Origin of the sequence: Streptomyces sp. NPDC093018, from assembly GCF_040684035.1 — a bacterium.
GTDB classification, from domain to species: Bacteria; Actinomycetota; Actinomycetes; order Streptomycetales; family Streptomycetaceae; genus Streptomyces; species Streptomyces murinus.
Genome location: NZ_JBFBFF010000007.1, coordinates 1 through 26,644 on the forward strand (window position 1 = coordinate 1; position 26,644 = coordinate 26,644).

Sequence of the window (26,644 nt, forward strand, 5' to 3'; positions counted from 1 at the left end):
GTCAGCGGCAGTGCGTCGAGCACCATGAGTGCCGATGGGACCATGTGTTCCGGCAGTCGCCGGGCCGTGAAGCCGCGCAGGTCGGCGGGGTCCGGTCGGCAGTCCTTCCGCGGTGTCACGTAGGCGACCAGACGTTTGTCACCCGGCCGGTCCTCGCGGACCAGTACGGTGGCCCGGCCCACTTCCGGATGCGCTGCCAGCGTGGCCTCGACCTCGCCCGGCTCGATACGGAATCCCCGCACCTTCACCTGATCGTCAGCACGACCCGCGAACACCAGCTGCCCGTCATGGTCCCACCGGACCAGATCACCGGTGCGGTACATGCGTTCCCCGTCGCCCCAGGGGTTGGCGACGAACCGTTCGGCGGTCAGTCCGGGCCGGTTGAGGTAGCCGCGGGCAAGACCCGAACCCGCCACGTACAGCTCTCCCACCACGCCGGGTGGCACCGGAAGCAGGTGTTCGTTCAGCACGAACACCTGCTTGTTCACCAATGGCCGTCCTACCGGAACGACCCCGCGCCCGACATCACGACTGGTGGCCAGGTGAGTCGTGGAAAGTCCCATGTTCTCGACAGGGCCGTAACCGTTGAGAACCTGAAGTCCTGCCGATTCCCGCAGTGCCGCGGCCACATGTGCCACTGACGCGGCCTCGCCGGCCGTCATGATGTAACGGAGCTTGTGAAGGACTTCTGGTTGATGTTCGACCAGAAGGTTGAAGAGACTGGCCGACACCTGCAGGGCGGTCACGCCATGCCTGTCGATCGCGTGGACGATGCCGGGGACGTCCAGCTTCGGTTCCGGGTAGAGCACGACCGTGGCTCCGGCGAGCAGTGGCGCGAGCAACTCCACGGCGAAACCGTCCCACGACACCGGCGAGGTCTGCAGCCACACCTGATCAGGCCCGTAGTCCACATAGTCCTGACCGATGAACGTCCCCACCAGAGCCCGGTGGGGAGTGAGCACTCCCTTGGGCCGGCCTGTCGAGCCCGACGTGAACATCACACACGCCGCGGACTCCGGATCCCCGGCCACCGCGGGGCCAAAGTCCGCCTGCTGCCTGATCCGCTCCGCTGCGGAGTCCACCCGGACAAAGCTCACACCGGGCCAGGAAGCCTGACCGGCCACCGCCGAATCGGCAATGACCACACGGGCGCCGGCATCCTCGACCACTGAAAGCAGCCGGTCGACGGGAAAGCCGGTGTCCAGCATCGTGTAGGCGCCACCGGCCTTGAGCACGGCCAGCACCGTGACCACCATCTCCACTCCGCGATTCAGGTGGACGCCGACCACGTCGTCCGTGCCTACTCCGTGGTCGATGAGGTGGTGTGCCAGGCGGTTGGCGCGGGTGTCGAGCTCTTCGTAGGAGATCTCGGTGTCTTCGAAGACCACGGCGGTGGCCGTGGGGGTGCGGCGCACCTGGGCTTCGAACAGTTCGTGGACGCGCTGCCGTGGTACCTCTACCGCGGCGCCGTTCCATTCGACGAGGGTCGTATGTCGTTCGTGGTCGGAAAGCAGGTCGATCCCGGTGATCCGGGACTGTGGTTCGGCCGCCACCCACCGCAGGACACGCATCAGGTGGTCCGCGAGCGAGTCCACAGTGGTCTGATCGAAGATGTCGGTCGCGTACTCGATCTGGCCGGTGATCCCTGCGGGCGCGCCGGTGGCGTCGAACACCTCGGTGAAGCTGACCACGAGGTCGAACTTCGCGACCTCTGTGCGGATCTGTTCCCGGGACACGGCCAGATCAGCGGACTGCGGCCAGTCGAGTGTGTCGGACTGCAGCACCAGCATCACCTGGAACAATGGCTGCCGGGCCGCCGACCGGTGCGGAGCCAGATCCTCCACCACCAGGTCGAACGGGACGTCCTGATTGCGGTACGCGCCCAGATCCGTCTCACGGACCCGACGCAGCAACTCCGCGAAGGACGGATCCCCCGACAGATCGGTCCGCAGCACCAGCGTGTTCACGAAGAACCCGACCAGGTCCTCCAGCGCCTCATCGGTCCGCCCCGCCACCGCGGTGCCGAGCACGATGTCGTCTCCCGCGCCGTGCCGCTGCAACCAGACCGCCAGCCCGGCCTGCAGCACCATGAACAGGCTGGCGCCCTGCGCTTGCCCCAGCCGCGTCAACGCCCGGTGCGACTCGGCGTCGAGGGTGAAAGAGGCCAGCCCGCCGTGGTGCGTCGGATCAGCCGGGTACGGCCTGTCGACCGGCAACGTCAACTCCGGTGGCGCCCCCGCCAGCGCCCGGCGCCAGTACTCCAGTTGTTCCGGCCCGACCTGCGCCACCAACTCCTCGTGCCACAGCGTGTAATCGCTGTACTGCACCGGCAACGGCACCCATTCCGGAGCCGTCCCCCTGCACCGCGCCTGGTACGCCTGACCCAAGTCCCGCGTCAGCGGCGCCAACGACCAGCCGTCACAGGCGATGTGATGCAGTAGCAGGACCAGCACATGCTCCTGGGGCGCCAGCCGGAACAGCCACGCCCGCGTCGGAATGTCGCACGCCAGATCAAAAGGACGCGCCGCCGCCTCGCTCATCACTCGCGGCAGCTCGTCAGCGGTCACATCACTCAGCCGCAGCTCGATGCGTGCCTGGTCCGGCCGCAGCACCTCCTGCCGCGGCACCCCGTCCCGCTCCGGGAAGATGCACCGCAGCGCTTCATGCCGCTCCACCACGTCGTTCAGCGCCGCCTGCAAGGCCGGCGGGTCCAGGTCCCCGACAAGGCGCAACCCGAACGGCACGTTGTACGTCGCCCCAGGCCCCTCCAACTGGCCAAGAAACCATAGCCGTCGCTGAGCGAAGGACAACGGGAACACAACAACCCCCCAGATAATCGGACCAGTCACGGCCACACCCGGCGTGCCCACGCACACCGTTGCGCCAGTGTCGGTTCCCAGTGAAGTCAGACGAATCGCAGTGCGTCGTGATCAGAGGTCGGCGCCTTGTCGAGGCAGAAAGAGATAGCGCCCGCAGAGAACGCCACAGAATGCCGCATACCGCCGAAGCGGTCCCCGGCCGTGCTTCGGTCAGGCCGTCGTCAGCGGGGCTCTTTGAATAACCCGGTGCCGCGGTGATCTGCCGCGCACGTGAAGAGCTGTGTGCCCACAGCAAAAATTTCGACCGCAAGCAGCAGTCGCCCCCATGACGCCCCCCGTGTGCCTCTCAGAACATAAGCAGAAGCAAGCGGGATCTTCCTATATCGAGATCGACAGTGAACGCAAGTAGGTTTCCTGTATGACGTGGGTCACTCTTGATCAAGGTAGGTTCCACGGTCCATGGGGCCGCCGCCTTTGATACGGTCCGACACCATGAAACGTGTGGTCTACCCGGGCTCATTCGACCCAGTCACAAATGGGCATATCGACATAATCGGGCGCGCCGCCGCTGTGTACGACCATGTGGTGGTGAGCGTGCTGGTCAACATCAACAAGAAATGTCGGTTTACCTCGGAAGAACGCATGGACATGCTCCGTGAAGTGACCGCGGGCCTGGGCAACGTGAGTGTGGAATCGTTTGACGGACTGCTCGTGGACTACTGCAAAAAGGAGAATTTTGCGCTGGTCGTCAGGGGGCTGCGCACGATCAGCGACTTCCAGAGCGAATTGCAGATGGCGCAGATGAATTACAGTCTTGCGAGGGTCGAAACCGCATTCTTCATGATGAACCAGAAATACAGCGTCTCATCCAGCCTGGTCAGGGAAATCCTCGAACTGGGTGGCGATGTGTCTCACCTGATCCCGCCGGCGTTGCTGGGCAGAATGAAGCACAACGTCACCTGAGAGAGGGTGAACGTGTGGCACGGCACTTCTCTAGGGGGACGAAACACCGTCATGCGCAATCTGATCTCTTTGTCCGACCTCACCCCGGACGACCTGGCGCGCATCGTTGGACGCGCTGTGCGATTCGGTCGCGAGGGTGTCCGGGAGCGGACGCTCGCCGGGCGCGCCGTCGGCATCTACTTCAGCAAGTCGTCGACCCGTACCCGAACGTCCTTCTGGTCGGGGGCGACCCGCCTTGGCGCGGACACCATCACCTACGGCCCGAGCGACCTCCAACTCGCCACCGGAGAGACCCTTGAGGACACGGCGAGGGTGCTCGGTCAGTACCTGGACGCCCTGGTCGTCCGTACCAACGGGCCGGTCGAGGAGATGCGCAGACTTGGCTCGAGCAACCGCCTCGCCGTCGTCAACGCGCTCAGCATCGAGGAGCACCCCACCCAGGCCATAGCCGACCTCGCCACGCTCACCGAGGAATTCGGCAGCCTGGACGCGCGACATGTGCTGTGCGTCGGCGAAGGGAACAGCTCCGGCTCCGCCCTCGCACTCGCCGCGGCTCTCACACCGGGGTTGCGGCTCACATTGCTGTGCCCTGCCGGGTACGAGGTGCCGGACGAGGTTCTCGCCACCGCTGACCGCCTTGCCGGCGGACGCGCCCAGGTCGAACAGATCACCAGCCCGGCGGAAGTAAAGGGACCTGTCGACGCCGTCTACACGAGCCGCTGGCAGACCATGGGGGTGGCCAAAGAGGACGCGAATTGGCTCACCGCATTCGAGGGGTTCCGCATTGACGGCGAGTTCTTGGACCGGGTCGGCGCACGGCACACCGTCTTCCTTCACGACCTGCCCGCCGTGCGCGGCCAGGAAGTCACCGACGACGTCCTCGACGGAGCGCAGAGCCGGGCATGGCGCCAGGCGCATCACAAGATGACCGCGGCCATGGCCGTACTGGAATGGTGCATGACGAGCGAAGTTCGCTGAATCCGCTCGAATGACCGTCAAGGAGTGAGCAGGGGGGCCGGTGCCGGCGGGGATGACCAGTGCGGCCCCGGGCGCTGTGCGGGCAAGGGGGGAAATGAACGCGGACGTACCCGAGACCGAGATCGTCGACATGGCGTCGAGGGACCCGGCCATCGGCCGGCTTATCGCGATCACGGCCATCGAGACCGAAAGAGGAATGGACCGCGATGCCTGTTGAAAAAGCGCGGCCGACTCGACTGAGCGGACGCGTGAGTGCCGGGCCGAGTCATTTGCTGCGCACCGAGGTGCTGAATCCGCAGTTCGACGCAGAAGTGCATAATCTGCTGCCGCACTACGTGGCGATCGAGAAAGCCCTGGTCACGGAGTACGTCCGCATGGGAATTCTCGCCGAGGGAAGTGCTCGCGAGATCGACACGCTCCTGGACTCGGTCGATCGCGACTCGATGACCGAGCGGAGCGCGGCCAGCATGAGCGACATGGCCTTCACGCTGGAACGGCAGGTCGAGGACGGCCTCAGTGAGCCGGTTCCGGCCTGGCACGTCGATCGCAGCCGCAACGACTACCAAGCGTGTGCGCAGTTGCTCTTCGGACGTTCCCGTCTGCTCGAAGCCGCCGCGACACTGCTGGAGTTCGGCCGTGCCGCGCACCGGCTCGCCGGGTGTCACACCGAACACCCGATGCCCGGCTACACGCATCTGCAGGCAGCACAGATCATCTCGCCCGGCTTCTACCTCGCCGCTTTGTCCGAACAAGCGCAACACGCGTCGCGCCGACTCCTGTTCACCTATGACAGCATCGACGCCTGCCCTCTGGGAGCGGGGGCGATGTCGGGCCAGACCTTGCCGTGGGACCGCCAACGCCTTGCGCGATCACTGGGTTTCCAGCGGGTGCAGCCGCTCGCGCTGACCTCTGTCGCGTATCGGGGCTGGACCGTCGAGATCACCGGCGAGTTCGAGATCCTCGGTGTGCAGCTGAGCCGGTTCGTCACCGACCTGATGGCCTGGGGCAGCAGTGCCTACGGGTTCCTGGATCTGCCGGACGAGCTGTCCGGAATCTCCTCCGCGATGCCGCAGAAGAAGAACTTCCCCATTCTGGAGCGCATTCGGGGACGCCTGGCACATCTGTCCTCGACACACCTCGACACGGTGCTCGGACAGCGCAACACCGCGTTCTCCAACTCCGTCGAGGTCTCCAAGGAGGCCGGCACGGAACTGCCGCGAGCCTTCGACGCGTTCGAAAGCGCGCTGCGTCTGTTCACGGTGGTGCTGGACAACGCGCGATTCGATGTCGACCGGATGGCCCGCGCATGTGAGAAGGAGTTTCTGGGCGGCTTCGCGCTGGCGAACCGCCTCACCCTCGACGAGGGTGTGCCGTGGCGCCTCGCGCAGGTGATCGCGGGACGGTACATCGTGATGGCCATGGACGCGGGCCTTGAGCCGGCACAGGCGGATCCTGGTCTTCTGACCACAGCCGCAGCCGAAAGCGGACGCCGTCTGACCGACCCGAACGCACTGCTGCGTGGCGTATTCGAGGTGGCGGGAGCTCTGGGGTCGATGAACTCAGCGGGATCGACCCATCCGCAGGCCGTCGGTGAGGTGCTCGCGGATCAAGAGCGGGAACTCGAACGACTTGCGCGTGAGTGGGGTCGTCGGAAGGCGCAAAGCCAAGGGGGAGGCAACGAAGTTGTCCAGTTCGGACACGAGGGCGAGTGAGCGGTCCACCGGTGTGGCCCAGGGCACCGGCCGGTCGTTCGGCACATTCGGAGAGCTGCTGCAAGGCACTGTCCACTCGGGACAGCACTTCATGGTGACCTGCCCCGTGGCGGCGTGGAACACCGCGTCCTTCCGGTACGCGCCCGGCTCCACGAGTGTCGACGTGCACCCCGTCCACAAGTGGAAGGCCGGCCGCCTCGCGATGTCGGCGCTGCGTTTCGCGGGCGTGGGCGGCGGCGGGCAGCTGATTCTCCACGGCGAGCTGCCGGAGGGGAAGGGGCTGGCCAGCTCATCGGCGGACCTGGTCGCCACCGCCCGCGCCGTCGCGGCCGCGGTCGGAACGCGTTTCCGCGCTGAGGACATCGAGTCGCTGATGCGGGAAATCGAACCGTCCGACGGCGTGATGTACGACGAGATCGTCGACTTCGACCATCGCAACGTGCGCGTGCGGGAAAGGCTGGGCACCCTGCCGTCCATGATCATCGTCGCGCACGACGAAGGTGGCCAGGTCGACACGGTGCAGTACAACGGGGCCGCGAGAGTCCACACCGACGAGGAACGCCGCGAGTACGCCCGCCTCCGGACGGCGCTCGGTACCGCGATACATGCCGGTGATCTGCCGGAGGTCGGGCGAGTCGCCACCCGCAGCGCCGAGCTCAACGCCCGCCTGAATCCACGCCGCTTCCTGGCCGAGCTGCGGCGACTGTCCGGGAAGATCGGCGCACTGGGCGTGGTGTGCGCACACAGCGGAACGGTGCTCGGCATTCTGATCGACCACGCCGACCCCGACGCGGCGGCCAAGACCGAAGCGGCCCTGGCCGGCTGCGCCGCACTGCCGGGTACGACCGCCGTCTACCGATCGCTCGGGCATGAGGACGACGACTGGAGTCGCCTGGGTGCTCTCCATCTGACCCATCACCAGAGGATGTGACGATGCTCTTTCAGTCCGCTCGCGACATGATCGGGCACACCCCGCTCGTGCGCCTCGCGCTCGACGTACCCGAGGGCACCGAGGTGTACGCGAAGCTGGAACTCGCCAACCCGTTCGCCATGAAGGACCGGGTGGCCAAGAGCGTGGTGGAGGAGGCACGCCGCATCGGAGCGCTCGAGCCAGGGGCGCCCATCGTGGAGAGCTCCTCCGGGACACTGGCCCTCGGTGTGGCCTTGGTGGGGCGGTCCCTGGGACATCCGGTCCACATCGTGACCGATCCCAGGATCGATCCCGTCACCCTGGCGAAACTGCGCTGCCTGGACGCGCATGTCCACATAGTGCGGTCGATGACCGGGCAAGGCTGGCAGTCCGCCAGGCTGGAGCGTCTCGCGGAGCTGATGCGGGACCTGCCAGGGGCGTTCTGGCCGCGTCAGTACACCAATCCGGACAACCCGCGCGCCTATCGGCCACTCGCGCAGGAATTGATCGACGACCTCGGGACCGTCGACGTCCTGGTGGGCGCGGTCGGCTCAGGCGGCTCCCTGTGTGGTTCGACCCGCGAGCTGCGCAAGACCTTCCCGAGCCTGCGATCCGTCGGTGTCGACTGCGTCGGGAGCGCGCTGTTCGATCAGCCGGACTCTCCCGGCCGACTGCAGAGCGGCCTGGGCAACAGTCTGTCACCGAACAATCTGGACCGCGACGTCATCGACGAGGTGCACTGGCTCAACGATCACGAGGCATTCGCCGCGACCAGGGCCCTGGTGCGGGAGCAGGGCATCTTCGCGGGCAACACGTCCGGCTCGGTGTATCGCGTGCTCACCGAGGTCGCCGCTCGCGCGACGCCGGGCAGCCGGATCGTCGGAATCTTCCCCGACCGGGGCGATCGCTACATCGACACCGTCTACAGCGACGAGTACTGGGACGAACACCGCGTGACCGACCTCCCCCTGGCCACCGAGCCCCGGCCGGTCGAATACGGCACCGCGGTGACCCAATGGTCGCGTGCCACTCTTCCGAGGGCCGGCAAGGCGGGCAAATTCCTGATCTTCATCGAGTCCAACACGACCGGCACGGGAATGGAGGCGCTGCGTACCGCGCGCGAACTGGGGCTGCGTCCGGTGCTGATCACCGGCAGACCCGAGCGGTACGCCGGACTTGAGGAGACCGGAAGCGAGATCGTCGTCTGCGACACGAACTCGCCCGCGGAACTGCGCACCGTGATCCAGGAGCGCTTTCCCCGCCAGGACATCGCCGGACTGACCACCACGAGCGACTTCTACGTGCCCACCACCGCGGAGTTGACCGAGTGGCTCGACCTGCCCGGCAATTCGGCCGACGCGGTCGCCGCCTGCCGGAACAAAGACGTGACCCGTGGGGTCCTCTGGGCGGCGGGAATCGGGCAGCCCAACTACGCCGTGGTCAAGGACGTCGACGAAGTGGCCAAGGCCGTCGCCGAGGTCGGCCTGCCCTGTGTGGTCAAGCCGTCCGACGACTCGGGCTCGAACAACGTCAGGCTCTGCATCGACGTGGACGAGGCCAGGGACATGGCTTCGCGCATCCTCGCGGTGCGCACGAACGTCCGCGGCCAACCGACCGCCCGAACCGTATTGGTGGAGGAGTTCGTCCAGGGCGACGAATACAGCGTGGAGACCTTCACCCACGACGGCGTCACCACCTGCGTCGGCGTGACCGCCAAATCCGTCACGGCCGGACCGTACTTCGTCGAGACCGGTCACGTCTTCCCCGCGCCGTTGCCTGCCGGTGCCGCGAGCGAGTTGGCCGAGACCGTGATCACCGCGCTCGGTGCGGTGGGCTGGCGTTCGGGTGCCGTCCACACCGAAGTCAAGCTCACCGCGTCCGGTCCACGCGTTCTGGAGATCAACCCCCGGCTGGCAGGCGGCATGATCCCGGAGCTGATACGGCAGGCGATCGGTTCCGATCTGCTGGAGCAGCAACTGCGCGCCGCGACGGGCCTGCCGGTGGACCTTACGGCCACGCGCCACGGTCACGCCGTGATCCGGTTCCTGCTGCCGGACCGCGCGGGCGTGCTGAGCGGTGTGGAGGGTGTCGAGGCGGCCTCGGCCACGCCTGGCGTCACCAAAGTCGCCGTGACAGTGCGCCCGGGTACCGCCGTGAAACGGGCCGAGAACGCCTACGGGCGCATCGGTTACATCATCGCCGCAGGCGATACCCCCGCGATGGTCACCCGGACGCTCGACGCCGCGCGGGACCGTATTCGCATTCGCGTCGACGACGAGTCGCCCGACGGCGAGAATCCCGGTGCGCGAACCGTGCGGTGACACCCTCACTCTGCTCGCGTACCGTGCGCCTGGTAGGCCGTAGACCGGGAGTAGGTGGACACTTCACCTGTTTTCGCGCACAACTCGTTAGGCTGAAGCCGTGCGACTCCTGCTCATGTCCGACACCCATCTGCCCCGGCGCGCCAAGCGGCTCCCGGAGGCCTTGCTGGCCGAACTCCCGCGCGCGGACGTCGTGTTCCACGCCGGGGACTGGGTGGACACCGCCACACTGGATCTGCTGGAGAGCCGCAGCCGCCGGCTGATCGGGGTGTACGGCAACAACGACGGGCCCGGACTGCGCGCCCGGCTGCCCGAGGTGGCGTACGCCGAACTCGACGGCCTGCGCTTCGCGGCGGTGCACGAGACCGGATCCGCGCAGGGCCGCGAGGCCCGTTGCGCCGCGCGCTTCCCCGACCTGGACGTGCTGGTGTTCGGGCACAGCCACATCCCCTGGGACAGCACGGCCCCCGGCGGACTCCGGCTGCTCAACCCCGGCTCGCCGACCGACCGCCGCCGCCAGCCGTACCGCACCTATATGACGGCCGAGATCGCGGGCGGGACGCTCGCCGGGGTGACCCTGCACCGGCTGCCCCAGGGGTAGTACGGCGTGCGATGATCACCGGATGATCTCCAGCGCTGGCATACCCGACGTCGTACCCGCGGGCCGCATGGCCGACGGCGGGCAGCCCGTTCTCGGCCTCGGGGAGGGCGTCGAGCTGCGGCCCTGGAGCCCGGACGACGCCGACGCGCTGCTGGCCGCCGCGCAGGATCCGGCGATCCGGCGGTGGAACCTGTTCACCGTGGCCGACCACGCCGACGCCCGGCGCCGGATCGAGCGGATGCACGAGCGGTGGCGGGCCGAGACCGGCGCCGTCTGGGCCGTCGCCAGGACCGGCGGCCCCGCGATCGGACTGATCGGGCTCAACGACATCGACCTCGCGGGCGGCGCCGCGGAACTCGTCTACTGGCTGCTGCCCGAGGCCCGCGGCGCCGGCCTCGCCCACGCCGCGACCCGGCGCCTCGCCCGCTGGTCCCTCGACGACCTGGGCCTGCACCGCCTCCGTCTGTGCCACTCCACCGCCAACCCCGCCTCCTGCCGAGTCGCCGAGAAGGCGGGCTTCACCTTCGAGGGCACGATGCGCGACGCCCTGCTGCACGCCGACGGCTGGCACGACCAGCATCTGCACGCACGGGTGGCGGGCGACCCGGAGCAGGTGTGACGGACGGCCGCTCCCCCCGGCAGACACGGCGCGGCCCGCTCGATGTCGAGCGGCGCGGGCCGGGGCCGCAGCGGCGAACTCGTGGTGCGGCTCCATGACAGGCTTCTCGGGAGCGCGGGATCGGGAATCAACGCCCGGCCCCCGCCGCCGCACCGGTGTCCGCCCCGCGCACCACCGCCGCGAGCCGTTCCAGCGCCGCCAGGCTGTGCCCCGCCACGAACACGTCCACGCTCGGCAGCGCAGCCGCCATCCCCGCCGCCGTCGGCGCGTAACCCGGCCGCGCCTTACGGGGGTTGGCCCAAACCACCCGGTGCGCCAGCGCGTGCAACCGGCGCATCTGGGCGCCGAGCAGCGCGGGATCGTCCCGCTCCCAGCCGTCGGAGAGCAGCACCACGACCGCGCCACGCGCCATGCCCCGCTGCCCCCAGCGGTTCAGGAACTCGCGCAGCAGCTCGCCCAGCCGGGTGCCGCCCCGCCAGTCGGGCACCGCCGCCGCGACCGCCGCCATCGCCAGGTCCGGGTCGCGATGGGACAGCTCGCGTGTCACGCGGGTCAGGCGCGTGCCGATCGTGAAGACCTCCGTACGGCCGCCCCGCGCCGCCGCGTGGGCGAAGCGCAGCAGCGCGTCCGCGTACGGCGCCATCGAACCGCTCACGTCCACCAGCAGCACCACCCGGCGCGGCCGGTCGACGCGCGCGTGCCGGCGCAGCCGGGCCGGTTCGCCGCCGCGCCGCAGCAGTTCGCGCACGGTACGACGGGGGTCCACCGCCCCGCGCCGCGCGGGCCGCCGCCGCGCGGACCGCCGGACCTCGCCGCGCAGCGCGAACGCGGCCAGCAGCCGGTGGAGTTGGGCGCGCTCGGCGGCGTCCAGCGCGGCGATGTCACGGTGCCGCAGCACCTCCGTTGCGCTGGCGAGCGCCGCCGTGGGCGGGCCCAGCGGATCGCGTTCGCCGGGGGTACGGCTGCCACCGGCCGCGTCCCGCGCGCGCAGCCGTGGCCGAGGCGGGGCAGGGCCGCGGACCGCCGGCAGGGGAGGGGAGCCCTCGGCGGCGCCGAAGTAGGCGGCGAACACCCGCTCATAGCGCTCCAGATCGTCCGGCCCGCCGCACAGCGTCGCCCGCCCCGCCGCGTACACGTCCGCCCGCATCCCGGGCCGCAGCACGGCCACCGCCCGCAGGAAGGCGTACATCCGCTCGGCGCTCGCATCGACACCGGCCGCCCGCAACGCCCGTACGAAGCCCAGCAGTACGGCATCCGGCCCGGCGAGCCCCGCAGCCGGCACCCCGGCCTCCCCGGTCTCCTCGCGTTCGCCGGGCACGGCGCTCACACTCCCCGCGCGGCCAGCACCGCGGCCAGGTCGAGACCCCTGGCCCGGTCCATGTCCTCCCGGTACTTCAGGACCGAACCCAGCGTGCAGACGGCGAGCTCCGCGTCCACCTCCGTGGCGCCCAGGGCATCCAGCGCCTCGGCCCAGTCGATGGTCTCCGCGACCCCCGGAGGCTTCACCAGATCCGCGCCGCGCAACGCCTGGACCAGAGCCGTGACCTGCTCGGCCAGGCGCGCCGACACCTTGGGCAACCGGCGGCGCACGATGGCCAGTTCACGGGCGAAGCCGGGATGGTCGAACCAGTGGTACAGGCACCGCCGCTTCAGCGCGTCGTGCACCTCCCGGGTCCGGTTGGAGGTGAGGACCACCACCGGCGGCACCTCGGCCCGCAGCGTGCCCAGTTCCGGGATCGTCACCGCGTACTCGGACAGCAGCTCCAGCAGGAACGCCTCGAACTCGTCGTCGGCGCGGTCGATCTCGTCCACCAGCAGCACCGACGGCTGCCTCTGGAGGGCCTGCAGCAGCGGCCGGGCGACGAGGAACCGCCGGTCGTACAGCTCGCTCTCCAGCCGGTCCGCGTCCTTGACCCCGGCCGCCTCCGCCGCGCGCAGATGCAGCAGCTGACGCGGGAAGTCCCAGTCGTACAGGGCCTGCGAGGCATCGATGCCCTCATGGCACTGCAACCGGATCAGCGGCGCGTCGAGCGCCTCGGCGAGGGCGGAGGCGAGCGCGGTCTTGCCGACGCCCGCGTCGCCCTCGCAGAACAGCGGCCGGTGCAGCCTCAGCGCCAGGTAGCAGGTGACGGCCAGCCCCTCGTCGACGAGATACCCCGTCTCCGCCAGGCGGGCCCGCACCTGTTCCGGGCCGTCCATCCGGGTGATCGGCGCTCACCCCATCCCGGCGGCGGCCAGCACCGCCCGCTTGGTCAGCACCTCGGCCAGATGCGCCCGGTAGTCGGGCGCGGCCGACGTGTCCCGCCCCGGCCGCGCGCCCTCGGCCGCCGACCGCGCGGCACGCGCCACCGCCTCCGGCCCGTCGGCACCGGCCAGCGCCGCCTCGGCCGCGGCCGCGCGCAGCGGGGTCGCGCCCATGTTGGTCAGGCCGACCCGCGCCTCGGCGATGTGCCCGTTCTCCCGGCGCACCAGCGCGGCGACCCCGACGATCGCCCAGGACTGCGCCACCCGGTGGAACTTCTCGTAGTGGAAGCCCCAGCCGGCCGCCTTCGGCAACCGCACCTCCACCAGCAACTCATCCGGGGCGAGGGCGGATTGGAGGTAGCCGACGAAGAACTCCCGTGCCGGGAGGGTGCGTCGGCCGCCGGGGCCCACGGCGACCAGTTCACCGTCCAGCGCCAATACGATCGCCGGCAGATCGCCGGCCGGGTCGGCGTGCGCCAACGCGCCGCCGAGCGTGCCCCGGTGCCGTACCGCCGGATCGGCGACGGTCGCCGTCGCCTGCGCCAGCAGACCGGCGTGCCGGCGCACCAGCGGGTCGTGGATCACCTCGTGATGCGTGGTGAGCGCGCCGATCGCCAGCATGTCGCCGTCCTCGCGGACCCCGCGCAGACCGGGGATCCGGCCCACGTCCACGACGAGTTCGGGAAAGGCGAGCCGCAACCGCAGCAGCGGCAGCAGGCTCTGCCCGCCGGCCAGCACCTTCGCCTCGTCACCCGCCTCGCCGAGCAGCCGTACGGCCTCCTCGACGCTCTCCGGTCGGGCGTACTCGAACGCCGGGGGAATCATGCCGTCGCCTCCCTCACCGCGCGCCACACCCGTTCCGGGGTGCAGGGCATCCGTACGTCGGTCACGCCCAGCGGCCGCAGCGCGTCCACGACGGCGTTGACCACGGCGGGCGTCGAGGCGATCGTCCCGGCCTCGCCGACCCCCTTGACGCCGAGCGCGTTGGACGACGCGGGGGTCTCGGTCCGGTCGGTCACGAACTCCGGCAGGTCGGCGGCGGAGGGCAGGAGGTAGTCGGCCATGCTGCCGGAGACCAGGTTGCCCTCGTCGTCGTAGACGGCCTCCTCGTACAGCGCCTGCGCGATGCCCTGCGCGAGCCCGCCGTGCACCTGCCCCTCGACGATCATCGGGTTGACCACATGGCCGACGTCGTCCACGCAGACGTACGACCTGATCCGCGTCCTCCCGGTCTCGGTGTCGACCTCGACCGCGCACAGATGGGTGCCGTGCGGGAAGGAGAAGTTCTCCGGGTCGACCACGTGCTCGGCGTTGATGGACGGCTCCACCCCGTCGGGCAGATCGTGATTGGTGAACGCCTCGAAGGCGATCTCCTGGATGGACCTGCGGGCCTCGGGGGAGCCCTTCACGGAGAAGACGCCCTCCCGGAACTCCAGGTCCTGCTCGCTCGCCTCCAGCAGATGTGCGGCCACCTTGCGGGCCTTGTCGACCACCGTGGTCGCCGCCCGGTGCACGGCCTCACCGCCCACGGCCAGCGAGCGCGAACCGTAGGTGTCCATGCCCTGCGGACAGGACCTGGTGTCGCCGTGCAGCACCTCGACGTCCTCGAACGGCACACCGAGGACGTCCGCCGCGATCTGGCTCCAGCAGGTCTCGTGGCCCTGCCCGTGCGGGCTGGTCCCGGTGACCACCTCGACCTTGCCGGTGGGCAGCATCCGGATGCTCGCCGCCTCCCAGCCGCCCGCGCCGTACCTCAGGTCGCGCAGCACCCGGCTCGGCGCCAGGCCGCACATCTCCGTGAACGTCGACACGCCGATGCCCAGGCGCACCGGGTCGCCGCGCCCGGCGCGCTCGCGCTGCTCGGCGCGGAGCCCGTCGTAGCCGAACAGGGCGAGCGCCTTCGCGGTCGCCGCCTCGTAGTCGCCGCTGTCGTAGGTCAGTCCGGCGATCGTGGTGTACGGGAACTCCTCGTGCCGGATCCAGTTGCGGCGCCGCAACTCCACCGGGTCCAGGCCCAGTTCGGCGGCCAGCTCGTCCATGATCCGCTCGATGGCGAACGTGGCCTCCGGGCGGCCGGCGCCCCGGTAGGCGTCGGTGGGGGTGCGGGTGGTGAAGACGCCGGTGCAGGTGAACTCGTAGGAGTCCATCTTGTAGATCGCCGGGTACATGAACGCGCCCAGGATCGGGATGCCCGGTGTCACCAGCATCAGATAGGCGCCCATGTCCGCGAGCAGGTCCACCTTCAGACCGAGCAGCCGGCCCTCCCGGGTGGCCGCGACCTCGATGTCCTGGATCATGCCGCGCCCGTGGTGGGTGGCCAGGTGGCCCTCGGAGCGGGACTCGGTCCACTTCACCGGCCGCCCCAGCCGCCGGGCGACCGCGAGGGCCAGCACCTCCTCGCCGTACACCTGCAGCTTGGAGCCGAAGCCGCCGCCGACGTCCGGGGCGATCACCCGCAGCTTGTGCTCGGGGATGCCGGTGACCGTCGCGAGCATGATCCGCAGGATGTGCGGGATCTGGGTGGCGGAGTACATGGTGTACTCGCCGGAGGCGGCCAGCGGGGTGACCACGACCGCGCGCGGCTCCATGGCGTCGGGGATGAGCCGCTGCTGGTGGTAGCGCCTCTTGACCGTCACCTCGGCGCGCTCGCGCACCGCCTCGAAGCTCTCGCCGGTGGCCAGCGGCCAGGTGTAGCAGCGGTTGGTGCCCTTGTCGGAGTGGACCAGCGGGGCGCCCTCGGCGAGCGCGTCCTCCAGATCGAGGACCGGGGGCAGCGGGTCGTAGTCGACCTCGATCGCCTCCAGCGCGTCGGCCGCCGCGTACCGGTCGCGGGCGACGACGACGGCCACCGGGTCGCCCGCGTAGCGGACCTCCTCCACCGCGATCGGCGGATGGTCGGGCAGCACGATGTCCTCGGTCACCGGCCACGCACAGGGCAGCGAGCCGAGGCCCTCGGCGAGATCCGCGCCGCTGAACGCCGCGAGGACACCGGGGCGTTCGAGCGCGGGGGCGACATCGACGCGGGTGATACGGGCGTGCGCCATCGGGCTGCGCAGCACGGCCAGATGCAGCATTCCGGCGACCTGGATGTTGTCGGTCCAGGTGGTCTGGCCGGTGATCAGCCGGGCGTCCTCCTTGCGCAGCCGGGACCGGCCGACCTCCCGTCCGGTGCCGGCCTCGCCCGCCACGGCCTGCTCGGTCATGCCGTGACCTCCTCGGTGACCTGCTGTCCGCAGGGGGCCTGAGCCCGCGTCCCGGAGCCGTCCTGCTGCCCGGCCGCGGCGAGCACCGCGCGGACGATGTTCTGGTAGCCCGTGCAGCGGCAGAGATTGCCCTCCAGGGCGCCGCGCACCTCCTCGGCGGTGGGGTGCGGGTTCTCCCGCAGGAGATCGCGCGCCGCCATGATCATGCCGGGCGTGCAGTAGCCGCACTGGAGTCCGTGCTGCTCGTGGAAGGCGCGCTGGAGCGGCGTCCACGCGCCGTTCTCCGCCAGGCCCTGCACGGTCGTCACCGCGCATCCGTCCGCCTGGACGGCCAGTACCGAGCAGCTCTTGGCGGTCGCGCCGTCCAGGTCGACCGTGCACGCCCCGCAGTTGGAGGTGTCGCAGCCGATCGGGGTGCCGGTCAGACCGAGGCGGTCACGCAGATAGTGGACGAGGAGCAGCCGCGGCTCCACGTCGTCCTCGTAGATCGTGCCGTCCACGTTCACCTTGATGTGCGTCATGCGCCCTCCAGACCGTGCGGGCAGGCGTCGATATCAGCCGGTCCGGCATGATATAGGTCACTCTATGACCGGGGTGTGGACCCGGCGAGCGCTGAGACGGAGTGATCCATCGGCTCGGAGTACCCGCTGAACGCGACCCCCGGGGCGGGGGCCGGGCGGCCGGGTCCGGCGAAGGGCGTTCGGCGCGCGCGATCGCACCGGAACTGGTCTGCTGAGAAGGAGTGGGCCGTCGTACCGGACCGCCCGGGAGAGCGGCGGCCGGCACCCCCGCTCGGCCGCCCCCTCACCGCTCGTACCCCCTTCTCCGGAGAGATCCATGAGCAGCTATCGAGTCGCCCAAGTGCCCGCCGCGAACGGCACGTTCGAGGTGGTCGAGCGCGAGGTGCCGCGGCCGGGGCCCGGCCATGCGCGGATCGCCGTCGAGGCGTGCGGCGTCTGCCACAGCGACGCGCTCTTCGTCAGCGCGGCGGTGCCGGGCATCACCTTCCCCGAGGTGCCCGGGCACGAGATCGCCGGGCGGATCGCGGAGCTGGGCGAGGGGGCGGGGGAGCGCGGCTGGCAGGTCGGCGACCGGGTGGCCGTGGGCTGGTTCGGCGGCAGCTGCGGCCACTGCCGGGCCTGCCGCGAGGGCGATTTCATCGTGTGCGAGAGCCTCAAGGTGCCGGGCTGGGCCTACGACGGCGGCTTCGGCGAGCAGGTGATCGCACCCGTCGACGCCCTGGCCCGGATCCCCGACGCGCTCGCCGCGAGCGACGCGGGACCGCTGGCCTGCGCGGGCGTGACCACGTTCAACGGGCTGCGGCGCAGCGCGGGACGCCCCGGCGACCTGGTCGCGGTGCTCGGCCTCGGCGGCCTCGGGCACCTCGGTGTGCAGTACGCGGTCGCGATGGGTTTCGAGACGGTCGCGATCGCCCGGGGCCCGCAGAAGGCGGAGTTCGCCGAGCAGCTCGGCGCCCACCACTACGTCGACAGCACCGCCGCCACCCCGGTCGCCGAGGCGCTGCGGTCCCTCGGCGGTGCCAAGGTCGTCCTCGGCACCGCCGGCAACTCCGAGGCCATCTCCGCGACCGTGGACGGCCTGACCCACCGCGGCGAACTGGTCGTCATCGGCGCGGACATCGCCCCCCTCGACATCAACCCCAACCAGCTCCTCATGGCCGCCCGCGTGGTCCGGGGCCACCCCTCGGGGACCTCGCAGGACGTCGAGGACACCATGGCGTTCAGCGTCCTGCACGGCATCCGCCCGATGACGGAGAAGGTTCCGCTCACGGAGGCGGACGCGGCGTACCGGAAGATGATGGCGGGCGGCGCGAGGTTCAGGATGGTGCTGACGGAGGGGTGATGCGGGGGAGCGGGAGAGCGGGGGTGTGAGTACGGCTCCGGGCGGCCGCGGCCAACTCACCTCGTGCGCGCCCGAGTTCGACCGGTACGGCCGTCCGCGCCCGCCGGTCCCGCCCCCTCTCTGTGGTCAGGCCGCCGCGAGCTTCCCCCGCGCCAGCCCCCGCTCCGCCGTCAGGCCGCCGCACGCCCCGCTGCGGCAGCCTCCGCCGCCGTCACCGTCTGCTCCAGCAGCGTGGCGATCGTCATCGGGCCGACGCCACCCGGGACCGGGGTGATCAGGGAGGCCCGCTCGACGGCCGAGTCGAAGTCGACGTCGCCCACGTTCCCGGCGTTGTAACCGGCGTCGATCACGACCGCGCCGGGCTTGATGTCCTGGCCCCGCAGCAGCCGCGGCCGGCCGACCGCGGCGACGACGATGTCCGCCTCGCGGACCGCCGCCGACAGATCCCGGGTGCGCGAGTGGCAGTACGTCACCGTCGCGTCCCTGGCCAGCAGCAGCATGCCCACCGGCTTGCCGAGGATCGCGCTGCGGCCCACCACCACGGCCCGCTTTCCGGCCGGCTCGACGCCGTACTCGTCCAGCAGCCGCAGGATGCCGCCCGGCGTGCAGGACACGAAGCCCGGCAGGCCGAAGCTCATCGTGGCGAAGGAGGCGAAGGTGACCCCGTCGACGTCCTTCTCGGGCGCGATCGCCTCGAACGCCGCCCGCTCGTCGACATGGTCGCCCACCGGGTGCTGGAGCAGGATCCCGTGCACCGTCGGATCGTCCGACAACTCGCGCAGCGTGCCCACCAGTTCGGCGGTGGACGTACTCGCGGGCAGGGCCACGTGCCGGGAGGTGATACCGGCCTTGCGGCAGCGGTTCTGCTTCATCCGGACGTACGTCACGGACGCCGGGTCCTCGCCGACCAGCACGGTCGCGAGACAGGGCACCACACCGGTACGCGCGGTGAGGCCGGCCGCCCTGCGCGCGGTGTCCTCGACGATGCGACGGGCGAGGGCGGTTCCGTCCATGAGACGGGCCTGGGTCATGCGGCACACTCCTGAGCTGGATCGATGTCTTACGCCCAGGCGCGCGGCAGCCATACGGACCGCTCCCCGGTGGTACTCCACCTCAGCGCCAGTCACGGCCCGCGCACAGCGTAACCGAGGCCCGCAGGGGGCCGGGGAGCGGGCGTGATCCAGCCCGTGCCGCAAGCGCACGGCCGGGAGACCTCATGGCCGCCCGCGAAAGCTCGCTGCCGGGAACGGGAACGCTCACCGCGTCCGTCCGCGCCGGACCCGCGGTACCACCCGCGGCACCCGTGGCAACCGCGACGCGCGCGGCACCGCCGCCGGGGGACGTCCACGCACCGCCCTCAGGACCGACCGCAGCACCGCGCCCGTCACCGGCACACCCGCCGCGGAGACCGCCCCGCGGCGCCGGGGCCGCGCCCGGCCCACCACCGCGCGGGCCGAGAAGGTCCAGGTCAGCCGGGAGCTGACCTGGATCCGCGCGAACCTCCTGCCTACTCGTCCCATGCCTGGATCAGAATCTGCTCGGCGACCTTCCCGTCCCGCAGGGTGATCATGGATTCGGCGAGGACGCGGGTGCCGTCCCCGTACTGGCAGGACTCGGTGAACGCGGCGTGGTCGCCCTGCACCACGCACCGGTCCAACTTGTGGATCATGTCGCGGCGGTAGACGTCGTCGAGCATCTCGGCGATCTCGCCGCGGCCGTGCAGGATCTTGGGGTGGCTGGGCTGGGTGTTGCGGTCGATGATGCGGATCTCCGCGTCGTCCGCGTACAGGGACAGCAGGGTGTTCCCGGTGTTCCCCTCGATGCCCCGGCGCAGTGTCTCGGTGTCGAAGGCGGAGCCTGTCGCGGTGCCCATGGTGACCTCCTTCAGGCGCTCGCGGTCCGGCGCGCGGCGGACCGTACGGGCCCCGTCTTCGAGCGTCCCCCGGCCCGGCGGCCTCGGCAAGCGCACGGGGCGGGCTCCGCCTCACGAGTGAGCGCGGGCCGCCGCCCGTGTCCGGCCGGGGGCCTTCGCCGTTGCTGAGGGCATGATCTCAACACGCCGTATCGTCGCCGTCCTCGGACTCGCCGCCGGGGTCACGGGCCTGGCCGCACCCCTCGCGAGCGCGGCCGACGCGAGCGCCTCGCACACCGGGCAGATCAACCCGATGACCGTGCTCGACTCGCTCACCGCCGGCGACATCCCCGCCGCGCAGCGGGCCCAGATGCCCACGGCCTCCCAGCAGCTCAAGGCCCTGAACCAGGTCAGCGAGCTGAACCGGCTCAGCGAACTCCACCAGGTCACCGACATCGTGGCGCCGGTGACGGGCCTGCTCCCGGCCGTGGGGGCCTGAGCCGACGCGTCACGCCGGGGCGCCGCGCAGCCGGGTGCCGCCGCCCGCGTCCAGCACCGCCCAGTCCCGGGCCACGGCGTACGCCGCGCCGGGGGCCGGGGCGGTGCCGGGCGGCAGGTCCTCGGCCAGTGCGCGGGTCAGGGTGTCCGCCGGGCCCAGCTCCAGCCAGGTCCGCACCCCGTCCCGGTGCAGCAGCGAGGCCACGTCCGCGAACCGCCGGGTCCCCGGGCCCGGCAGCCAGAACCCCGGCTCCGCGGTCTCGGCGCCGACCGGGCGTGCGGTGACGTCGGAGACGAGGGGGAGCCGCGGCGGGCAGGGGTGGAGCGTGGCGAGCGTACGGCCGTAGGCGGTGAGCAGCGCCTGCGGGGCCGTCTCGCCCAGGGCGCCGTCCAGAAGCCGGGCCAGGGTGCCGACCGCGTGGCAGCCGTCCGCGAGTGAGAAGACCCCGGCGGCGTACGCGGCGGCCATCCGCCCGGCCCCGTGCCCGAACAGCACATCAGGGCGGGCGCCCCAGCTCCGCAGCAGCCGGTACTGCGCCACCTGGAGCGCGAAGAGCGCCGGCCCGGCGTACGACGCCCGGCCCAGCAGCACCGCCGTCCGGGTGCCGGGCGCCGCGAACATCACGCTTTTCAACGGCAGTTCGAGATAGGGGTCCAGACGGGCGCACAGCTCGTCCAGCGTCTTCGCGAACAGCGGGAAAGCCGCCGCGAGTTCACGTTCCGTCCCAGGGCGCGGCGAGGCACCGGCCGAGAACAGGAATGCGGTACGTCCCTTACGGCCATCAGCGAGCATGCCTCCATGAAGGCACGGTCGGGTAAGCACCCGGACCGGTCGGGTTCCCGCACCTCGCAAAGGAATCGCCATCATCGAACGTCGTCATTCGATCCGATTCTTGTGCAATTCATAAGCGTTCCTCAGATCGGGTGTCCGCGGCTGCCCTCGGCTCCCCTCGGGTGCCCTCGGGGGAAAGATCCACGGCCACCGCCGTGGCCCGTCCCGCCGCCCATCGGACGCGCGTAGGGTCTGCACCGTAAGCACTCGATGGAAGGAACCAGAGCATGGCGCAGGAAGTACGCGGCGTGATCGCACCGGGCAAGAACGAGCCCGTACGAGTCGAGACGATCGTGGTGCCGGATCCCGGGCCGGGCGAGGCCGTCGTACGCGTCCAGGCCTGCGGCGTCTGCCACACCGATCTGCACTACAAGCAGGGCGGCATCTCCGACGACTTCCCCTTCCTCCTCGGCCATGAGGCCGCCGGCGTGGTGGAGTCGGTCGGCGACGGTGTCACCGAGGTGGCCCCCGGTGACTTCGTCGTCCTCAACTGGCGTGCCGTGTGCGGCAATTGCCGGGCCTGTCTGCGCGGCCGCCCCTGGTACTGCTTCAACACCCACAACGCGAAGCAGAAGATGACCCTCGCCGCCACCGGCCAGGAACTCTCCCCGGCCCTCGGCATCGGCGCGTTCGCCGAGAAGACCCTGGTCGCCGCCGGTCAGTGCACCAAGGTCGACCCGGCCGTCTCCCCGGCCGTCGCGGGCCTCCTCGGCTGCGGTGTGATGGCCGGCATCGGCGCCGCCATCAACACCGGCCAGGTCGGCCGGGGCGACTCGGTCGCCGTCATCGGCTGCGGCGGCGTCGGCGACGCCGCCGTCGCGGGGGCCGACCTGGCCGGCGCGGCGAAGATCATCGCCGTGGACATCGACGACCGCAAGCTGGAGAAGGCCCGCGCCCTCGGCGCCACCCACACCGTCAACTCCAAGCAGCACGACCCGGTCGAGGCCGTCCGCGAGCTGACCGGCGGCTTCGGCGCCGACGTCGTCATCGAGGCGGTCGGCCGCCCGGAGACGTACCGGCAGGCCTTCTACGCCCGCGACCTCGCCGGCACCGTCGTCCTCGTCGGCGTCCCCACCCCGGAGATGAAGCTCGAACTGCCCCTGCTGGACGTCTTCGGCCGCGGCGGCGCCCTCAAGTCCAGCTGGTACGGCGACTGCCTGCCCTCCCGTGACTTCCCGATGCTCATCGACCTGCATCTGCAAGGCAGGCTGCCGCTGGACGCGTTCGTCACCGAGACCGTCCAACTGGAAGAGGTGGAGAAGGCGTTCGAGCGGATGCACCAGGGCGACGTGCTGCGCTCGGTGGTGGTGCTCTGATGACCGCACGCATCGAACGGCTCGTCACCTCGGGGCAGTTCACCCTCGACGGCGGCACCTGGGACGTCGACAACAACGTCTGGATCGTCGGCGACGACCATGAGGCGATCGTCATCGACGCCGCCCATGACGCCGACGCCATCGCCCGCGCCGTCGGTGACCGCAGGCTCACCGCCATCGTGTGCACCCACGCCCACAACGACCACATCGACGCGGCGTCCGCGCTGGCCGACCGCACCGGCGCGGTCATCTGGCTGCATCCCGACGACCTGCCGCTGTGGCGGATGACCCACCCCGACCGCGACCCCGACCGGCTCCTCGTGGACGACCAGGTCATCGAGGCGGCTGGCGCCGACCTGACCGTGCTGCACACCCCCGGGCACGCGCCCGGCGCGGTCTGCCTCTACGACCCCGCACTGGGCGCCGTCTTCACCGGCGACACCCTCTTCCAGGGCGGCCCCGGCGCCACCGGCCGCTCCTTCTCGCACTTCCCGACGATCATCGACTCCATCCGCGACAAACTGCTCACCCTCCCGCCCGAGACCAAGGTCCTCACCGGCCACGGCGACTCCACCACCATCGGCGCCGAGGCCCCTCAGCTGGAGGAATGGATTAAACGCGGGCACTGAACCGCATCGTGCGCATAGGGTCGCGATCATGACCACGAACACACTCGTGACCCTGCACGACATCCGCGTCCTGCGCTGCGCCGCCGAGGGCCCGACCCTGGACGGCGAGCGCACGGCACTGGACCTCATAGGCGACGCCTTCGGGCAGGACGCCCAGCTGGTCGAGGTGCCCGTGGCACGGATCGCCCAGGAGTTCTTCCGGCTGCGGTCCGGTGTCGCGGGCGCCGTCGTCCAGAAGTTCGTGAACTACCGGGTGCGGCTCGCCGTCGTCGGCGACATCTCGGCCCACATCGAGGCGAGCGACGCCCTGCGCGACTTCGTGCACGAGTCCAACCAGGGCGACCAGCTGTGGTTCCTGCCGGACTCCGACGCCGTCGCCGAGCGGCTCGCCCGCTGACGGACCGCCCGGTAAAACCCGACAGGAGATGTCCGGCTTCTCCGTGACGCTGAGAGACGACAGCACACGCTCAGCGCACGGAGGCCGGACATGCCCGCACCGCTCGACGAAGACCACGGAGATCCGACGGACCTCAAGGACCTCAAGGACCTCAAGGACCTCAAGGACCTCAAGGACCTCAAGGACCTCGCGGGCAGGGTCGCCCTGGTCGCCGGGGCGACCCGGGGCGCCGGTCGGGGCATCGCCGTGGAGCTCGGCGCGGCCGGCGCCACCGTCTACGTCACCGGCCGCAGCACCCGCGCCCGCCGCTCCGAGTACGACCGCCCCGAGACCATCGAGGACACCGCCGACCTGGTCACCGCCGCCGGCGGCCACGGCATCGCCGTACCCGTCGACCATCTGCGACCGGCCGCCGTACGCGACCTGGTGGACCGCATCGCGAGCGAACAGGGCCGTCTGGACATCCTCGTCAACGACATCTGGGGCGGCGAGAAACTCTTCGAGTGGGACACCCCGGTGTGGGAGCACGACCTGGACAACGGGCTCAGACTCCTGCGCTTCGCCATCGACACACACGCCGTCACCAGCCATTTCGCGCTGCCCCTGCTGCTGCGCCGACCCGGTGGTCTGGTCGTGGAGATGACCGACGGCACCGCCGAGCACAACCGCGACACCTATCGCGTGAACCTCTTCTACGACCTCGCCAAGACCGCCGTCCTGCGCATGGCCTTCGCCCTCGGCCATGAACTCGGCCCGCGCGGCGCCACCGCCGTCGCCCTCACCCCCGGCTGGATGCGCTCCGAACTGATGCTGGACCTGTTCGGGGTCCGCGAGGACAACTGGCGCGACGCCCTTACGCGCGAACCGCACTTCGCCATCTCCGAGACCCCGCGTTTCACCGGCCGGGCCGTCGCCGCCCTGGCCACCGACCCCGCCGTGGCCCGCTTCAACGGGCGGTCCCTCTCCAGCGGCGGCCTCGCCCGGGAGTACGGCTTCACCGACCTCGACGGCAGCCGCCCCGACGCCTGGCGCTATCTGAGGGAGGTCCAGGACGCCGGGCGGCCCGCCGACACAACGGGGTACCGGTGAGGGGCAGTTGGGCGGAACACCGGCACGGGACGGTGAAAGACCGCGGGTACGGCCGTACCGTCACCCCATGAGCGATCACACCCGTTTCGCAGGACACGCGGTACTCGTCACCGGAGCGGCCCGCGGTATCGGTGCCGCCGTCGCCCGGCGGCTCGCCGAGGAGGGCGGCCGGGTCCTGGTGACCGACCGGGACCCGGCCGAGGCCGAGCGGACCGCAGCCGAGCTGCGCCGACAGGGCCTGACCGGTGAGGCGTTCGGCTGCGACGTGGCCGAACGCACCGCCGTCAAGGCGGCCGTGGCCCGCGCCGTCGACGCCTTCGGCTCCCTGGACGTCCTGGTCAACTGCGCCGCCCACTGCACCCCGGACACCCCGCGCTTCGAGGACGGCACGGACGAGACCTGGGCCCGCGACCTCGACATCACCCTGACCGGCGTCCAGCGCTGCTGCCGCGCCGCCCTGCCTCACCTGGCCGCCTCCGGACGCGGCGCGATCGTGAGCATCGGCTCCGTCAACGGCCTCCAGGACTTCGGCAACCACGCCTACAGCGCCGCCAAAGCCGGCCTCGGCTCCCTGACCCGCACCCTCGCCGGGCACGCGGCGGCCCGGGGCGTGCGGGTGAACCTCGTGGCGCCGGGCACGGTGCGCACCTCGGCGTGGGAGGGGCGCGAGGGCGAACTCGACGCCGTCCGCGCCCTGTACCCGCTCGGCCGGGTCGGCGAACCCGAGGACATCGCCGCCGCGGTCGCCTTCCTCGCCTCCCGCGACGCCGCCTGGATCACCGGCACCACGCTCGTGGTCGACGGCGGCCTCACCTCCGTGCACACCGGCTTCCACGCCGCCCTGCACGACTGACCCTCGTACCGGCCCGGTTGCGGCCGTCCTCAGGTCCCCGCGCGCAACGCCTCGCGCAGCCGGCCCAGCAGCTCCCGCGCCGCCGGGCCCAGCGGCCCCCGGTCCCGCCAGACGAGGGCCGCGCGGGCGCGGGCGCACGGGTCGGCGAGGGGAAGGACGCGCAGACCGGGGCGGGGGTCCGGTCCCGGCAGGACGGCGACACCGAGGCCGCGCGCCGCGAGACGGGCGAGCGCGTCCGGCGTCGCGGCCTCGAACACGACCCGCGGCCGGAACCCGGCCCCGGCGCACAGCCGTTCCAGCACCGTCCGCATCCCGGTCCCGCGCGGCAGACCGATCAGCCGGTGCCCCTCCAGCGCGGCCGGCGACACGGCGTCCCCGTCCGGGTGCGCGGCCATCAGCGGATGCTCCGCCACGGCCGCCACGACCAGCGGCACATCGACGAACACCGCCCAGCCGAGGCCCGGCGGCGGGGTCCGGTCCGCCACCCCGGCCACCGCGAGGTCCAGCGTGCCGTCGCGCAGCGCGGACAGCATCGCGTCCGAGAGGTCCTCGGTGAGGGTGACCTCCACCCCGGGATGCGCCCGGTGGAACCCGGCCAGCAGCCCGGCGAGGTCGAACGGATGGGTGAGCGCGCCGGGCACGAGACCGATCGCGACCCGGCCGCGCAGCAGACCCGTGTACTCCTGCACGGTCTGCCGGACCCCGTCGACCGCCGCCAGCGCGGCCCGCGCGTACGGCAGTACGGCCGCACCGACCTCCGTAGGCCGCACCGTACGCCCCGCCCGGTCCAGCAGCGGCTGCCCCAACTCCCTCTCCAGCAGCCGTATCTGGACACTGAGCCCCGGCTGCGCGAGGTGCAGCCGCTCGGCGGCCCGGGTGAAACCGGCCTCCTCCACCACCGTCACGAAATAGCGCAGCTGCCTCAACTCCATAACCGAGCATGCT

General features: G+C 71.0%; 25 protein-coding genes and 1 riboswitch. Of the genes, 15 read left to right on the plus strand and 10 right to left on the minus strand.

All coding sequences use genetic code 11. From position 1 onward, the window contains the following. Positions 1-2,876, minus strand: a 2,876-nt coding sequence (locus AB0N90_RS17570) for an amino acid adenylation domain-containing protein (RefSeq protein ID WP_365197397.1), incomplete at its 3' end; no start/stop codon positions are given. A 435-nt stretch (positions 2,877-3,311) separates the two neighbouring features. Between AB0N90_RS17570 and coaD the strand changes: the two genes are divergently transcribed. From coaD to AB0N90_RS17610, 8 genes are all read left to right on the plus strand, one after another. Next, positions 3,312-3,782 (plus strand): pantetheine-phosphate adenylyltransferase, encoded by a 471-nt coding sequence (coaD, locus tag AB0N90_RS17575; protein WP_365197400.1) that lies wholly within the window; start codon positions 3,312-3,314, stop codon positions 3,780-3,782. 51 nt (positions 3,783-3,833) lie between these two features. After that, on the plus strand, positions 3,834-4,760 hold the full coding sequence (locus AB0N90_RS17580; protein WP_361681522.1) for an ornithine carbamoyltransferase: 927 nt from the start codon (positions 3,834-3,836) through the stop codon (positions 4,758-4,760). Positions 4,761-4,854: 94 nt separating this feature from the next. Continuing rightward, a complete protein-coding gene (locus AB0N90_RS17585; protein ID WP_365197403.1) occupies positions 4,855-4,977 on the plus strand; it encodes a hypothetical protein in 123 nt (40 codons plus the stop codon). Continuing rightward, entirely contained in the window at positions 4,967-6,472 is a 1,506-nt protein-coding gene (locus tag AB0N90_RS17590) for a lyase family protein (RefSeq protein ID WP_365197406.1), read from the plus strand. The genes AB0N90_RS17585 and AB0N90_RS17590 overlap by 11 nt, the downstream gene beginning before the upstream one ends. A gap of 13 nt (positions 6,473-6,485) precedes the next feature. Next, on the plus strand, positions 6,486-7,403 hold the full coding sequence (locus AB0N90_RS17595; RefSeq protein WP_365197408.1) for a kinase: 918 nt from the start codon (positions 6,486-6,488) through the stop codon (positions 7,401-7,403). 2 nt (positions 7,404-7,405) lie between these two features. After that, the gene (locus AB0N90_RS17600) at positions 7,406-9,703 is read left to right on the plus strand and encodes a pyridoxal-phosphate dependent enzyme (protein ID WP_365197411.1); all 2,298 of its coding nucleotides are present in this window, start codon (positions 7,406-7,408) and stop codon (positions 9,701-9,703) included. A gap of 100 nt (positions 9,704-9,803) precedes the next feature. Continuing rightward, the gene (locus tag AB0N90_RS17605; RefSeq protein ID WP_365197413.1) at positions 9,804-10,304 is read left to right on the plus strand and encodes a metallophosphoesterase; all 501 of its coding nucleotides are present in this window, start codon (positions 9,804-9,806) and stop codon (positions 10,302-10,304) included. A 22-nt stretch (positions 10,305-10,326) separates the two neighbouring features. After that, entirely contained in the window at positions 10,327-10,923 is a 597-nt protein-coding gene (locus AB0N90_RS17610; RefSeq protein ID WP_365197416.1) for a GNAT family N-acetyltransferase, read from the plus strand. A 127-nt stretch (positions 10,924-11,050) separates the two neighbouring features. Here AB0N90_RS17610 and AB0N90_RS17615 read toward each other — a convergent pair whose 3' ends face one another. From AB0N90_RS17615 to AB0N90_RS17635, 5 genes are read right to left on the minus strand one after another with little or no spacing between them, the layout of a single operon-like run. After that, positions 11,051-12,205 (minus strand): VWA domain-containing protein, encoded by a 1,155-nt coding sequence (locus tag AB0N90_RS17615; RefSeq protein WP_365198041.1) that lies wholly within the window; start codon positions 12,203-12,205, stop codon positions 11,051-11,053. Positions 12,206-12,246: 41 nt separating this feature from the next. Then, on the minus strand, positions 12,247-13,122 hold the full coding sequence (locus AB0N90_RS17620; protein ID WP_365197419.1) for a MoxR family ATPase: 876 nt from the start codon (positions 13,120-13,122) through the stop codon (positions 12,247-12,249). A gap of 15 nt (positions 13,123-13,137) precedes the next feature. Further along, positions 13,138-13,992: a xanthine dehydrogenase family protein subunit M gene (locus AB0N90_RS17625; RefSeq protein ID WP_365197421.1), complete on the minus strand. Its 855-nt coding sequence runs from the start codon at positions 13,990-13,992 to the stop codon at positions 13,138-13,140. Then, positions 13,989-16,370 (minus strand): molybdopterin cofactor-binding domain-containing protein, encoded by a 2,382-nt coding sequence (locus AB0N90_RS17630; RefSeq protein WP_365197424.1) that lies wholly within the window; start codon positions 16,368-16,370, stop codon positions 13,989-13,991. The genes AB0N90_RS17625 and AB0N90_RS17630 overlap by 4 nt, the downstream gene beginning before the upstream one ends. After that, positions 16,367-16,891 carry a (2Fe-2S)-binding protein gene (locus AB0N90_RS17635; protein WP_365197427.1) on the minus strand — a complete coding sequence of 175 codons (525 nt, stop codon included), beginning with the start codon at positions 16,889-16,891 and terminating at the stop codon, positions 16,367-16,369. Before AB0N90_RS17635 ends, AB0N90_RS17630 begins: the two co-directional genes overlap by 4 nt. 316 nt (positions 16,892-17,207) lie before the next feature. Between AB0N90_RS17635 and AB0N90_RS17640 the strand changes: the two genes are divergently transcribed. Beyond that, a complete protein-coding gene (locus tag AB0N90_RS17640; protein WP_365197430.1) occupies positions 17,208-18,233 on the plus strand; it encodes an alcohol dehydrogenase catalytic domain-containing protein in 1,026 nt (341 codons plus the stop codon). Between the two features lie 170 nt (positions 18,234-18,403). Here the strand turns inward: AB0N90_RS17640 and AB0N90_RS17645 are convergent, their stop codons facing one another. Both AB0N90_RS17645 and AB0N90_RS17650 read right to left on the minus strand, forming a co-directional pair. After that, entirely contained in the window at positions 18,404-19,264 is an 861-nt protein-coding gene (locus AB0N90_RS17645; protein ID WP_365197432.1) for a bifunctional 5,10-methylenetetrahydrofolate dehydrogenase/5,10-methenyltetrahydrofolate cyclohydrolase, read from the minus strand. A gap of 26 nt (positions 19,265-19,290) precedes the next feature. After that, positions 19,291-19,370: riboswitch (ZMP/ZTP riboswitch) on the minus strand. Between the two features lie 370 nt (positions 19,371-19,740). Next, positions 19,741-20,106 (minus strand): nuclear transport factor 2 family protein, encoded by a 366-nt coding sequence (locus AB0N90_RS17650; RefSeq protein WP_365197434.1) that lies wholly within the window; start codon positions 20,104-20,106, stop codon positions 19,741-19,743. 172 nt (positions 20,107-20,278) lie between these two features. Between AB0N90_RS17650 and AB0N90_RS17655 the strand changes: the two genes are divergently transcribed. After that, positions 20,279-20,584, plus strand: a complete 306-nt coding sequence (locus AB0N90_RS17655; RefSeq protein WP_361681559.1) for a hypothetical protein — start codon at positions 20,279-20,281, stop codon at positions 20,582-20,584. 9 nt (positions 20,585-20,593) lie between these two features. Here AB0N90_RS17655 and AB0N90_RS17660 read toward each other — a convergent pair whose 3' ends face one another. Further along, on the minus strand, positions 20,594-21,376 hold the full coding sequence (locus tag AB0N90_RS17660) for an acyltransferase domain-containing protein (protein WP_365197437.1): 783 nt from the start codon (positions 21,374-21,376) through the stop codon (positions 20,594-20,596). 266 nt (positions 21,377-21,642) lie between these two features. Between AB0N90_RS17660 and AB0N90_RS17665 the strand changes: the two genes are divergently transcribed. The 5 genes from AB0N90_RS17665 (at position 21,643) to AB0N90_RS17685 (ending at position 25,699) form a co-directional block, all read left to right on the plus strand. After that, positions 21,643-22,731, plus strand: coding sequence for an S-(hydroxymethyl)mycothiol dehydrogenase (locus tag AB0N90_RS17665; protein WP_365197439.1), 1,089 nt, complete (start codon positions 21,643-21,645; stop codon positions 22,729-22,731). Then, positions 22,731-23,360, plus strand: a complete 630-nt coding sequence (locus AB0N90_RS17670; RefSeq protein WP_365197442.1) for an MBL fold metallo-hydrolase — start codon at positions 22,731-22,733, stop codon at positions 23,358-23,360. The genes AB0N90_RS17665 and AB0N90_RS17670 overlap by 1 nt, the downstream gene beginning before the upstream one ends. A 28-nt stretch (positions 23,361-23,388) precedes the next feature. Continuing rightward, positions 23,389-23,757 (plus strand): DUF4180 domain-containing protein, encoded by a 369-nt coding sequence (locus AB0N90_RS17675; RefSeq protein WP_365197444.1) that lies wholly within the window; start codon positions 23,389-23,391, stop codon positions 23,755-23,757. Positions 23,758-23,847: 90 nt separating this feature from the next. Beyond that, positions 23,848-24,846, plus strand: a complete 999-nt coding sequence (locus AB0N90_RS17680) for an SDR family oxidoreductase (RefSeq protein ID WP_365197446.1) — start codon at positions 23,848-23,850, stop codon at positions 24,844-24,846. Between the two features lie 67 nt (positions 24,847-24,913). Further along, a complete protein-coding gene (locus AB0N90_RS17685; RefSeq protein WP_361681576.1) occupies positions 24,914-25,699 on the plus strand; it encodes an SDR family NAD(P)-dependent oxidoreductase in 786 nt (261 codons plus the stop codon). Positions 25,700-25,728: 29 nt separating this feature from the next. Here AB0N90_RS17685 and AB0N90_RS17690 read toward each other — a convergent pair whose 3' ends face one another. After that, a complete protein-coding gene (locus AB0N90_RS17690) occupies positions 25,729-26,631 on the minus strand; it encodes a LysR substrate-binding domain-containing protein (RefSeq protein WP_365197449.1) in 903 nt (300 codons plus the stop codon). Positions 26,632-26,644 lie beyond the last annotated feature (13 nt).

Excerpts from the sequence above, each read along its gene's own strand:
- coaD (WP_365197400.1), top strand. The coding sequence starts at position 3,312 with ATGAAACGTGTGGTCTACCCGGGCTCATTCGACCCAGTCACAAATGGG.
- AB0N90_RS17580 (WP_361681522.1), top strand. The coding sequence starts at position 3,834 with ATGCGCAATCTGATCTCTTTGTCCGACCTCACCCCGGACGACCTGGCG.
- AB0N90_RS17585 (WP_365197403.1), top strand. The coding sequence starts at position 4,855 with ATGAACGCGGACGTACCCGAGACCGAGATCGTCGACATGGCGTCGAGG.
- AB0N90_RS17590 (WP_365197406.1), top strand. The coding sequence starts at position 4,967 with ATGCCTGTTGAAAAAGCGCGGCCGACTCGACTGAGCGGACGCGTGAGT.
- AB0N90_RS17600 (WP_365197411.1), top strand. The coding sequence starts at position 7,406 with ATGCTCTTTCAGTCCGCTCGCGACATGATCGGGCACACCCCGCTCGTG.
- AB0N90_RS17610 (WP_365197416.1), top strand. The coding sequence starts at position 10,327 with ATGATCTCCAGCGCTGGCATACCCGACGTCGTACCCGCGGGCCGCATG.
- AB0N90_RS17620 (WP_365197419.1), bottom strand. The coding sequence starts at position 13,122 with ATGGACGGCCCGGAACAGGTGCGGGCCCGCCTGGCGGAGACGGGGTAT.
- AB0N90_RS17625 (WP_365197421.1), bottom strand. The coding sequence starts at position 13,992 with ATGATTCCCCCGGCGTTCGAGTACGCCCGACCGGAGAGCGTCGAGGAG.
- AB0N90_RS17630 (WP_365197424.1), bottom strand. The coding sequence starts at position 16,370 with ATGACCGAGCAGGCCGTGGCGGGCGAGGCCGGCACCGGACGGGAGGTC.
- AB0N90_RS17635 (WP_365197427.1), bottom strand. The coding sequence starts at position 16,891 with ATGACGCACATCAAGGTGAACGTGGACGGCACGATCTACGAGGACGAC.
- AB0N90_RS17640 (WP_365197430.1), top strand. The coding sequence starts at position 17,208 with ATGAGCAGCTATCGAGTCGCCCAAGTGCCCGCCGCGAACGGCACGTTC.
- AB0N90_RS17645 (WP_365197432.1), bottom strand. The coding sequence starts at position 19,264 with ATGACCCAGGCCCGTCTCATGGACGGAACCGCCCTCGCCCGTCGCATC.
- AB0N90_RS17650 (WP_365197434.1), bottom strand. The coding sequence starts at position 20,106 with ATGGGCACCGCGACAGGCTCCGCCTTCGACACCGAGACACTGCGCCGG.
- AB0N90_RS17655 (WP_361681559.1), top strand. The coding sequence starts at position 20,279 with ATGATCTCAACACGCCGTATCGTCGCCGTCCTCGGACTCGCCGCCGGG.
- AB0N90_RS17660 (WP_365197437.1), bottom strand. The coding sequence starts at position 21,376 with ATGCTCGCTGATGGCCGTAAGGGACGTACCGCATTCCTGTTCTCGGCC.
- AB0N90_RS17665 (WP_365197439.1), top strand. The coding sequence starts at position 21,643 with ATGGCGCAGGAAGTACGCGGCGTGATCGCACCGGGCAAGAACGAGCCC.
- AB0N90_RS17670 (WP_365197442.1), top strand. The coding sequence starts at position 22,731 with ATGACCGCACGCATCGAACGGCTCGTCACCTCGGGGCAGTTCACCCTC.
- AB0N90_RS17675 (WP_365197444.1), top strand. The coding sequence starts at position 23,389 with ATGACCACGAACACACTCGTGACCCTGCACGACATCCGCGTCCTGCGC.
- AB0N90_RS17680 (WP_365197446.1), top strand. The coding sequence starts at position 23,848 with ATGCCCGCACCGCTCGACGAAGACCACGGAGATCCGACGGACCTCAAG.
- AB0N90_RS17685 (WP_361681576.1), top strand. The coding sequence starts at position 24,914 with ATGAGCGATCACACCCGTTTCGCAGGACACGCGGTACTCGTCACCGGA.
- AB0N90_RS17690 (WP_365197449.1), bottom strand. The coding sequence starts at position 26,631 with ATGGAGTTGAGGCAGCTGCGCTATTTCGTGACGGTGGTGGAGGAGGCC.